Annotated in this window: 11 protein-coding genes and 1 tRNA gene; 8 read left to right on the top strand and 4 right to left on the bottom strand. The window is 58.1% G+C overall.

The window, feature by feature from the left end; translation table 11 throughout:
* The 3 genes from RMO15_RS13585 to RMO15_RS13575 all read right to left on the bottom strand — a co-directional run.
* A partial coding sequence (locus tag RMO15_RS13585; RefSeq protein WP_309713473.1) for a DUF1559 domain-containing protein occupies positions 1–652 on the bottom strand: 652 nt, incomplete at its 3' end.
* Positions 653–736: 84 nt separating this feature from the next.
* Positions 737–1,561, bottom strand: coding sequence for an MBL fold metallo-hydrolase (locus RMO15_RS13580; protein WP_309713470.1), 825 nt, complete (start codon positions 1,559–1,561; stop codon positions 737–739).
* A 19-nt stretch (positions 1,562–1,580) separates the two neighbouring features.
* A complete protein-coding gene (locus tag RMO15_RS13575; RefSeq protein ID WP_309713467.1) occupies positions 1,581–2,270 on the bottom strand; it encodes an FkbM family methyltransferase in 690 nt (229 codons plus the stop codon).
* 133 nt (positions 2,271–2,403) lie between these two features.
* Between RMO15_RS13575 and RMO15_RS13570 the strand changes: the two genes are divergently transcribed.
* From RMO15_RS13570 to RMO15_RS13560, 3 genes are all read left to right on the top strand, one after another.
* The gene (locus RMO15_RS13570) at positions 2,404–2,586 is read left to right on the top strand and encodes a hypothetical protein (protein WP_309713464.1); all 183 of its coding nucleotides are present in this window, start codon (positions 2,404–2,406) and stop codon (positions 2,584–2,586) included.
* Between the two features lie 21 nt (positions 2,587–2,607).
* Positions 2,608–2,705 (top strand) — tRNA-Sec (locus tag RMO15_RS13565).
* An 11-nt stretch (positions 2,706–2,716) separates the two neighbouring features.
* Positions 2,717–4,078, top strand: coding sequence for a CAP domain-containing protein (locus tag RMO15_RS13560; protein ID WP_309713461.1), 1,362 nt, complete (start codon positions 2,717–2,719; stop codon positions 4,076–4,078).
* On the opposite strand, the gene RMO15_RS13555 is transcribed toward RMO15_RS13560, so the two are convergent.
* Positions 4,075–5,142: a hypothetical protein gene (locus RMO15_RS13555; RefSeq protein WP_309713458.1), complete on the bottom strand. Its 1,068-nt coding sequence runs from the start codon at positions 5,140–5,142 to the stop codon at positions 4,075–4,077. The two genes, RMO15_RS13560 and RMO15_RS13555, sit on opposite strands and share 4 nt — an antisense overlap.
* 72 nt (positions 5,143–5,214) lie before the next feature.
* Here RMO15_RS13555 and RMO15_RS13550 point away from each other — a divergent pair, with 72 nt between their 5' ends.
* The 5 genes from RMO15_RS13550 to RMO15_RS13530 all read left to right on the top strand — a co-directional run.
* A complete protein-coding gene (locus RMO15_RS13550) occupies positions 5,215–6,324 on the top strand; it encodes an ABC transporter ATP-binding protein (RefSeq protein ID WP_309713454.1) in 1,110 nt (369 codons plus the stop codon).
* 10 nt (positions 6,325–6,334) lie between these two features.
* Entirely contained in the window at positions 6,335–6,487 is a 153-nt protein-coding gene (locus tag RMO15_RS13545) for a hypothetical protein (RefSeq protein ID WP_309713451.1), read from the top strand.
* 11 nt (positions 6,488–6,498) lie between these two features.
* Positions 6,499–7,284, top strand: a complete 786-nt coding sequence (locus RMO15_RS13540) for an SDR family NAD(P)-dependent oxidoreductase (protein WP_309713448.1) — start codon at positions 6,499–6,501, stop codon at positions 7,282–7,284.
* A gap of 52 nt (positions 7,285–7,336) precedes the next feature.
* Positions 7,337–8,665 carry a DUF1501 domain-containing protein gene (locus RMO15_RS13535; RefSeq protein ID WP_309713445.1) on the top strand — a complete coding sequence of 443 codons (1,329 nt, stop codon included), beginning with the start codon at positions 7,337–7,339 and terminating at the stop codon, positions 8,663–8,665.
* A 1-nt stretch (position 8,666) separates the two neighbouring features.
* On the top strand, positions 8,667–9,134 hold a 468-nt coding region (locus RMO15_RS13530), incomplete at its 3' end, for a DUF1501 domain-containing protein (RefSeq protein WP_309713442.1).

Here is a 9,134-nt window from a genome sequence, read left to right as displayed (position 1 = left end):
GGTTGAACTGGTTGAACTGGGGGCGACCATCGGCTAAGGTCGTACCGTTAGGACAGGGGCGCACTTGGGAGCCACGGGTCTTGAAGCGGTACTCATCCGCAAAGATTATCTCCGCAGGTGCAGGGATCGCGGCCAGTGCCTTGGAGGAGACGAGTCCGTTAAGCTTATAAGTACCATTGCCACCGCCAGCTACATTCGTCTCACGGAAGCCATTGTTGGCTCCCGCAGGGCCTGCAGAGCGCGGGATCGTATCCGGGCAGGTGTAGATCTGCAAGTTCTTGATATAGGGCTGGATATCCCGGTTCCAGTTGCGTAGCACGAGGCCGGTCGAGGTCGCCCCCGCCTCGGGGGTCATGAAGCCCAGCGGGTTCTGTGTCCCAGCAGCATTGGTGACACCGGAGTCTCCTTGGGGATTGTGGGGAGTGCCTAAGTGATTGCCTGCCAAGGTTTCGTCGTAGTCCTGAGCATACATCATCAGCCCAACTCCGATCTGCTTCATGTTGGAGAGACAAGCCGTCTGGCGGGCCTTGGCACGCGCTTGGGCAAATACGGGAAAGAGAATCGCAGCAAGAATCGCGATGATGGCGATAACGACGAGAAGTTCGATCAAAGTAAAGCCCGCTGTGCGGGTGAAACCACGTCGGTTATTCATTAGAGAACAGCCTCCAAAAAAAGATAAACCGATTGTACAGCGCATTCCCTAGCTCGTCAACCGGTTTATGACGAAAGTTCCCTCTTAGCCCCGCACCACGATTCCATCGTAGGCGACGGCGATTCCATGCGGCAAAAACGCCTCGACCAGCTCCTCGTGCATCAGGCCGCCGTTATGCGAGAAGTGCGTGGCGATTAGCTTGGTTTTCTCGGTGGCCGCGCCGCAGTCACGAAGCGCCTGGGCCATCTGAACCACGCCGTCTACGCCCATGTGTCCTCGGTTACTACTCTTGGCTCCGCCATAAGTGCAGTCAAAGACCGCGATATCCAGCGGCGCACCTTGACCTAGCGCCACAAGAGTCGCCTCCGGGTAGAGTCCGGAGTCGTGGCCGTAGAAAATAGACTTGCCGTTGCTGCGGGTGATGCACAGCACAAAAGCCCCCGGCGCGTGATCCGCAGGCAGGGGCAAGATCGTGTCGCCCATCGGGGTTATGATGGGAACGAGCGCCTCCAGTGCGGGACGAAACTCAAAGTTCGCCTTTGCTGGGCTCGGGAACTGCTGGTGGAGCATCTCCATCACCTGCGCGTTGCCAAAAACCATGATCGGCTGCGCGGGTGGCGTATTGGTAAACGGCCCCGAGGCCCACTCTAGTTCCGAGGGGACGATATGGTCCGAGTGCTGGTGCGTAAAGACGATGCTTCGGACTTCCGTGAGATCGCGCCCGGTGCGCAGCATCTGCATCACGGTATCCGCCGAAAAATCAATCTTGAGATCGTTGTCTAAGATCGCCCCCGAGCGAGCACGGAGATTCGGCCCACCCCGACGGCGGGCCTCTTGGCAGGCAGGGCAGCGGCAAAATGGAGCAGGCCAGCCCTCAGCGGCCGCCGTCCCAAAAATCGTGAGTTCCATGAAGAAATTGTAGCAGATTTTAGAGCGAGGCTCGCCGAAAGAGTAGCTTGTCGCCGTGTTTGTGGCTTGCAACATCAATAGAATCAAAGGCCGCGCACAACACATCATGGGCAGCAGTACTGTGTGGCTTGATGAGAGCGACCTGGATGGCTTCAAGCCACGCAGGCGACCCTGCAAACACAAACTCCTCCGCGCCCATAATGTCTACCTTAAGAAAATCAACTCGTCTTAGCCCAAACTTCTCCAGAAGTTCAGGCATTGTCCAGCCACGAATGCTCTCACTCCCCGCTTTTTCGTGCATCTGGTAGGCCCAGGAGCAGTCCGCTCGGTTCGCAATCGACAGCATGGTGGGGATAGGCCAGAGCGCTCCTGCAATCAAGGTAATATTGGGATAATAGGAGACATTTCTACTGGCGACTTGATAGTTCTCCGGAGCAGGCTCAAGTGCAATAATTTTTGCTTGGGGATAGAGATTGGCGTAGAGTACAGCAGAATAACCTACATTTGCACCCACATCAAAAATTACCTGAGGAGGCTCAGCAAGAGCAATCACGTTGTGCCTTTCAAATAAGACCTCAACGAGAGCAAAACGATCCACTCGGTTTGCGCGGCAGTAAATTGGATGCCTGAGCCCTGGAATCCTCAGAGACAACACTCCCTGTTCCTTGCGTTCTGCAAGCTGCAGCTGTAGACCCTGGTACCAGCCCATTCCTCGACTATAGCAATAAAATGTTTGGAGCCCTTCTGAGATAGCCATTAAAAAGGACTCTCGCAGATACTATGCCAGTGAGGCCTCAGGTGTCGCCTGTCTCTCCAAAAATATCGGTGACACACGCGAGCAAGTGACGAACTTCATCCAGCGCAACAAGCTCCAGCTCTCGACAGTTCTGGCCTTGCAAAAGCTCTCCGATGCATATGGACTAGCGGGCTTTCCAAGGCTCTTTCTTCTCGATCCCGATGGCAAGGTGCTTAACAACGGCAGTGAGGGTAGCACGAGCATCGAAAAGCTACTGCGTACGATATAATCGTACTGTTCTTGTTTTTCTGGGGGCGAATGGGGTCTGGTGGCCTTCCCGGTCTTCAAAACCGTGTGTGGGGTGATGATGTCATCCTGGGTGGGTTCGATTCCCACACGCTCCCGCCAACTCTCCGGCCATGCAGTACGCTTACCAAACACCCGGGCCACAGGGGACGTTGCGGGTATCCCGCCCCGAGCTGAGCTGGCCCCTCTTGCCCAAAAATGGCGCCCAGATTACCGCTATGGAGCTACTGCTCAATGGCCAGCCACTGGAGGCACGCTACGAGAGTGGGGCCGTGCGAGCCACGCCACCTGCGCCGCTCTCGCCGGGAACCTACTCGGTTCGCTGCCGCGTGACGCTCTCTCCGAAGCAAAAAGACCCTGAGGTGAGCTGGACATTTACCGTCGGAGCAGGGGCAATCGCCACTCTCCCACCTCCCTCTGCCTGGGCAGGTGAAGCGCTAACTGCGGTCAATCGGCTTCGGGCACGTCTGGGGTTGGCAGCGCTTCAGCTCGACCCTCGGCTCTGTGCAGCAGCGCAAGCCCACGCAGCCTACTTGGATAAGAACAACCTGATCGGGCACACGCAGAGCCCCAACAAGCCCGGCTTTGTGGGGGAGACTCCGCTGGCACGGGCACAGGCCTTTGGCTTCTTAGCGACTCTTGCCGAGGCTGTGAGCCTTGCGGATGGGGGAGCAGACAAAGCGGTTCGTGGCCTCTTTGATGCTCCCTACCACCGCTTGCCATTCTTGCGCCCTGGCCCACTGCTCTTTGGGGCGGGGCATAGCGGTCGTGCTTCGGGGCTACTCTTTGGCGGCGATGGAGTGCCAGGAACCGTGATGAGCCCCTACGACGGTGAGACCGGCGTTCCAACCACGTGGCGCAACGACGAAATCCCCTCCCCGACCCGCTTTCTCTCGAACCCGCCCAAGGTGGTGGGTTACCCTATTTTGCTGGCCCACTTCAGCGGATCATCGCCCAAGCTAACCGTCCAGAGTGCGCGCTTGACCACGGCTGATGGTGCCGAAGTGAAGTGCCAGGTCAATACCCCCGGCCAAGACCGCGAGCTGACCTATGCCTGCCTGTTGGTGCCGCTTGTGCCCCTGCAACCCGCAACAACCTACATTGTCGAAGTGATTGCCAAAGAAGTAACCCGGCGCTGGCGCTTCACCACGGGCGGCGCGAGTGAGGCGGACTACAGCCCCCTCGACCTGCGCCCCGGCGACTTAAAGCTCGTCGGAACCGTGGAGAAGATGGAGAAAAGCAAGGAGCTCCTGACCCTGCGTGTGGTGCGTGCTCAGTCCTACGGAGCGTCCGAGCAGGAGCTTCCTCGCCCCATCTCCGTGACTCTTAAGCTCAGCGCCCAGACCCGCTTCGTCTCCCAGAGCGGGCGCGGTGGCACAGTCAATATCGCCCCCGGCCTACCCCTAGCTGTCATTGCGCCCAACGGCCCCCTTGACCGCCCCATTCCTGCCCGTAGCGTGATTCTCCTGCGCTAAAGCGGGAGCAGATAGTACGCTTTGTTCTCTCCTTGAAGCAAGGCATACTTGCTATCAGGGGTAACGGATACAAGTGAAAAGGAACTGTTTCTCTCCGAGGTGACCGGCTGGCGTAAGAGAAGTTTTGCTTTCTGGCTACCCGAGGGCAGTATCCACAACTCGTCGTAGGCGATCGTGAGTTTCCGCTTGAGGAGCACCTCCCACGTCTCACGCTCGGGGATCGCGCTCGCCTGTACCCGTAGGGTCGCTACCAGTGTTTGACCATCGCGGGTCAGAGCTGTCTGTTGAATCTCGGCACTCTCCCGCCCTGTAGGCAGTGCGAACCTATAAGGTGTACGGGCCTCAGGCTGATTCCGGTCAATGCGAAAGAACAGAAGCGAGTCCTCTAAGTCTTGTTGGAAAATCGAGCCGTCAGGCTGGACGACAACCTGAAACGCGAAATTTTGGAAGTCGGGGTACCGTGCCAAGCGAGTACGTGTTGGCACTCGCCCATCCGTGAAGTAAGTCACCTGCTCAGAAAAGATCGTCCTTTCTTCTCGTTTTTTTTCAATACCCATCTCGTAAGTCGTAAAACCACGGCTATCTGGGAGCCAAAACGGGCCTGCGGAAAGAGACTCCGGGGCGGAAAAATGACGAGCCCCTGTACCATCGGGATGTAGAAGAAGCCAGTCGTGTTGTACCCATCTCTGGCCTTTTCTGATTTTTTTACTTTTCTTGGTAGAATCGGACAGAAGAAGCCATCTACCATCAGGCGAAGCATCTGTCAGAAGCCGAATCGGCCAAAGCAGGAAAAGAGTACTTTGCGTTTTAGTGGCGAGAATCGTGCGCTGAGTCCCTGTTGTCAGATTGAGTACCTGAAGCTGATACTCATTGTCACCGTCACCGACCACAGTCACCAGCTCGTGTGGAGAAATCCAACAGGGACTTAGATGCCCCAAATCCGTGAAGGGCAGACGGCGAGCGATGGTTTCGAGGCGTGGGGGTGTGGACTGCCAAATCACAAGACCCGTGGTGGCGGCAACGAAGCCGAGGGCACCGAGGATTAGTTTTGCTTTGGTGCGCATAGGGAATTGTATCGCTTCCAACGAGGGAAAGGTCTGGTACACTAGGGGGACGAATTTTCCTTGGGAGCATTGATGGCAAGCGTTCGCGTTGAGCAACTGATTAAGAAGTACGACCAAGTGGTCGCGGTAAAGGGAATGGACCTCTCCGTGGAAGACGGCGAGTTCATGGTCTTTCTAGGGCCTTCGGGCTGTGGTAAGACCACCACACTTCGGTGCATTGCCGGTCTGGAACTTCCCGACGGTGGGACGATCCGAATTGGCGAGGAGGAAGTGACGCACAAGCAGCCCGCAGAGCGTGACATTGCCTTTGTGTTCCAGTCGTTTTCTCTCTACCCGCACATGACGGTTCGCGAGAACCTGAGCTTCCCGCTCCGCGCCGTGAAAACCGCGCAGTCGGTGATTGACGAGCGCGTGATGATCGCAGCACGGATGCTGCACATCACCGATAAACTCGACCGCAAGCCGACCCAGCTCTCCGGCGGCGAGCAGCAGCGCGTGACCATTGGCCGCGCGATCGTGCGCCGTCCCCAGGTGTTTCTGATGGACGAGCCCCTCTCCGCGCTCGATGCCAAGCTTAGAACCGAGATGCGCGCCGAGATCAAGAAGCTCCAGACGGACTTAGGCGCAACCACGATCTATGTCACCCACGACCAGCTCGAAGCGATGAGCATGGGGGATCGGATTGCCATTATGTACGTCGGACTCCTTCAGCAAGCAGGCACCCCAATGGAGGTCTACGACAACCCGCGCAACCTCTTTGTGGCAGGCTTTATCGGCTCCCCTGCGATGAACTTTGTCCCCTGCCAGCGCTCCGGCGACAGCCTCTTACTCATTCCCACGGAAGAAGCGGGAAAAGTGGAGCTGAGCCTGGACAACGACGGCAAGGGCCGCTTTGCCAGCACCCCGACGGGCGAGACTAGCTTGGTGCTCGGCGTGCGCCCTGAGGACATTGCCTTTGTCGAGGCCGGAATGCCCGGAAGCTTGCCCGTAACCGTGGAGGTCGTCGAGCTGCTGGGCTCGGAGAACATTATCAATGTCGCGCTGGCGGGGCATATCGTGAAGGTGCGCACCACCCCGACGTTTCGTCCTGCGCTAGGCCAGATACTACACGCTCGGATCAACCAGAGCCGCTCGCATCTCTTTGACAAGAAAACGGAGCTTAATATCAATGCTGAGCGGTAGATTTGCCCAGATGGCAGAGTTTCTTAGCATTGCACTGCTCTTGCTAGGCGTTGTTGCGCTTTGCCAGCCGTTTGCAATGCCTATTTTTAGTATCGGCCTGCACCTGCTCTTCTGGGGCTGGCTGGGCCTCAATATCTTCTCGCACCGCAAGCCGGTGCGCTAAGACATACCACTATGGAAATTAATCTCAAAAACCAAGTCGCGATTGTTACCGGCGCAGGCCGGGGCATTGGCAACTCCATCGCCCGAACCCTAGCCGCAGAGGGCGCTATCGTCGTTGTTACTGATATCCGTACAGACTTACTCGATGCCGTCAAGGCCGACTGGAATGCCAATGGCTGGCGCGGTGCCCAGCACATTGCCGATGTGCGCAGCCCCGAGCAGTGCAAAGAGCTGATCGCCAAGATCGTCGCCGAGTTTGGCCGCGTGGACACGCTGGTCAACAACGCGGGTGTCTCGATCAGCGGGCCAATTGAGACCATGACCGAAGCGGCGTGGGACGCCAACATGGATATCAATCTCAAGGGGACGTTTCTGATGTGCCAGGCCGTGATCCCGGTGATGAAGGCGCAGAAGCGGGGAAGCATCCTCAACGCCGCGTCATTTGCCGCGATTATTCCCTCGATTGGCAGCGCGCCGTACGCCGCGTCCAAGGCGGGCGTGCACTACTTCACCCGTGTGCTGGCCGGTGAGCTGGGGCCATGGGACGTGACCGTGAACTGCTACTCGCCGGGCATGATCCCCACCGAGATCAACCACTTCACCGAGCGCCCTGAGGACGTCCAGTCCAATCTGCTCGACACCCTCACGCTCCGGCGCTGGGGCGATCCGCAGGACGTCGCCAACCTAATCTGTTTCCTAGCCTCGGATCTGGCGCGCTACATCACCGGCACCATGGTGGATGTCAGCGGCGGCAAGCTCGCCACCCAGATTCCCAAGTTCGCCTACGAGAACCTTTAGTGGCGTTTTAGAGAGAACTTGCCTATACTATCCAAATAAGGAAAGCTAGGACATGCTGACAATTCGTGGACGGCAGAGTGGGCGGTTTTGCGATGGGGTCTCTCGGCGGGATTTCCTCAAGATTGGGGGGCTTGCGCTGGGAGGCTTAAGCCTGCCTCAGATTCTGGCGGCAGAGGCGCACGCGGGAATTCGTAAGAACCAGAAGTCCGTGATCATGGTCTTTCTGCCCGGTGGCCCGCCGCATCACGACATGTTCGACATGAAGCCCGATGCGCCTAGCGACATTCGTGGTGAGTTCAAGCCCATCAAGACCAATGTCTCGGGCATCGAGATCTGCGAGCACATGCCCAAGATTGCGGCCATGATGGACAAGTTCGCGATCATTCGCTCGCTGACCGGCATGCGCGACGAGCACGACTCGCATATCTGCATGAGCGGGTACTCGGTGGCGGAGACGAATCAAAACAAAGCGCCGTGCATGGGCTCGGTGCTCTCGCGGCTGGAAGGCCCCACGGAGAAGACCATCCCGCCGTTTGTGGGCCTGCAGGGCAAGGCCGGGCACATGGAGTGGGCCGATCCGGGCGACCACGGCTTTCTGGGCATGGCCCATGCGGCGATGCGGCCGTCGGGGGACTTGATGAAGGACATGACCCTCACCGATGTCTCGCTAGATCGCCTCAGCCACCGCAAGCAGCTTCTCGCCAGCTTAGACCGCTATCGCCGCCGGGTAGATACTCTGCCGGAGATAGACGCGCTGAACTCTCGCGCCTTTGATATTCTCACCTCCAGTAAGCTCGTCCATGCGCTGGATGTCACCAAAGAGGATAAAAAGACCCGCGAGCGCTACGGGGTCGGGCGGCTGGAGCCGGTGGACGATGGCCTGCCGATGCTCAACGATCAGTTTTTGGCGGCCCGCCGCTTGGTCGAGGCGGGTGTACGCTGCGTCTCGATTGGCTACGGCCGCTGGGACTACCACAACGACAACTTCGGCCAGCTCAAGCGCTACTTGCCTCTGCTGGACTCCGCCGTGAGCTCGCTCGTGCAGGACATTCATGACCGCGGAATGCAAAACGATGTCTCGGTAGTCGTCTGGGGCGAGTTTGGACGCACCCCTAAGATCAATAAAGACGGTGGGAGAGACCACTGGCCCCGCGCCAACTTTGCGCTTCTGGCTGGTGGCGGCATGAAGACAGGCCAGGTGATCGGTAGCACCAATAAGTTTGGTGAGGAGCCCGACGAGCGGCCCATTGATATTAAAGAAGTATTCGTGACGCTTTATAGAAACATGGGCATTGATATTGTCAATACGCCTGTCCCCGATGTCACGGGCCGCCCCAATTTTCTGTTTGCCGGGCGTGAGCCGATTGCGGAGCTGATCTAGGATGCTGACGATTCGTGGTGCGGGAGGAAAGTTCTGCGACGGGCTGTCGCGGCGGCAGTTCTTAACCGTCGGAGCACTGGGTGGCTTGGCGTTGCCGCAGCTACTGGCCGCTGAAGCGCAGGCCGGAGTAAAAAACTCGCACAAGGCCGTTATTTTGATTTACTTGCCCGGTGGGCCGGGGCACCAGGACACGTTTGACCTGAAGATGGACGCGCCCTCGGACATTCGCGGCGAGTTCAAGCCCATTAAGACTAATGTCCCCGGCATCGAGATCTGTGAGCATCTGCCGCGCCTTGCCAAGATGATGGATAAAGTCGCGGTGATCCGATCGCTAGTCGGGGCGCGGGATGAGCACTCGTCGAATCTGTGTCTCTCAGGCTACACCGAGGCGGAGTTTCGCCAGAACAAGGCCCCGACGATGGGGTCGGTGCTGACGCGGCTGGAAGCACCGGTGGATAAGACCGTCCCT

This window comes from Armatimonas sp. (genome assembly GCF_031410135.1).
Classification (GTDB): domain Bacteria; phylum Armatimonadota; class Armatimonadia; order Armatimonadales; family Armatimonadaceae; genus Armatimonas.
The sequence above is the reverse complement of the archived record's forward strand: the minus strand, read 5'-3'. Positions and strand labels throughout refer to the sequence as shown.

Coding starts and splice junctions, on each gene's coding strand:
- RMO15_RS13550 (WP_309713454.1), top strand. CDS start 5,215: ATGGCAAGCGTTCGCGTTGAGCAACTGATTAAGAAGTACGACCAAGTG.
- RMO15_RS13555 (WP_309713458.1), bottom strand. CDS start 5,142: ATGCGCACCAAAGCAAAACTAATCCTCGGTGCCCTCGGCTTCGTTGCC.
- RMO15_RS13535 (WP_309713445.1), top strand. CDS start 7,337: ATGCTGACAATTCGTGGACGGCAGAGTGGGCGGTTTTGCGATGGGGTC.
- RMO15_RS13560 (WP_309713461.1), top strand. CDS start 2,717: ATGCAGTACGCTTACCAAACACCCGGGCCACAGGGGACGTTGCGGGTA.
- RMO15_RS13575 (WP_309713467.1), bottom strand. CDS start 2,270: ATGGGCTGGTACCAGGGTCTACAGCTGCAGCTTGCAGAACGCAAGGAA.
- RMO15_RS13545 (WP_309713451.1), top strand. CDS start 6,335: ATGGCAGAGTTTCTTAGCATTGCACTGCTCTTGCTAGGCGTTGTTGCG.
- RMO15_RS13580 (WP_309713470.1), bottom strand. CDS start 1,561: ATGGAACTCACGATTTTTGGGACGGCGGCCGCTGAGGGCTGGCCTGCT.
- RMO15_RS13540 (WP_309713448.1), top strand. CDS start 6,499: ATGGAAATTAATCTCAAAAACCAAGTCGCGATTGTTACCGGCGCAGGC.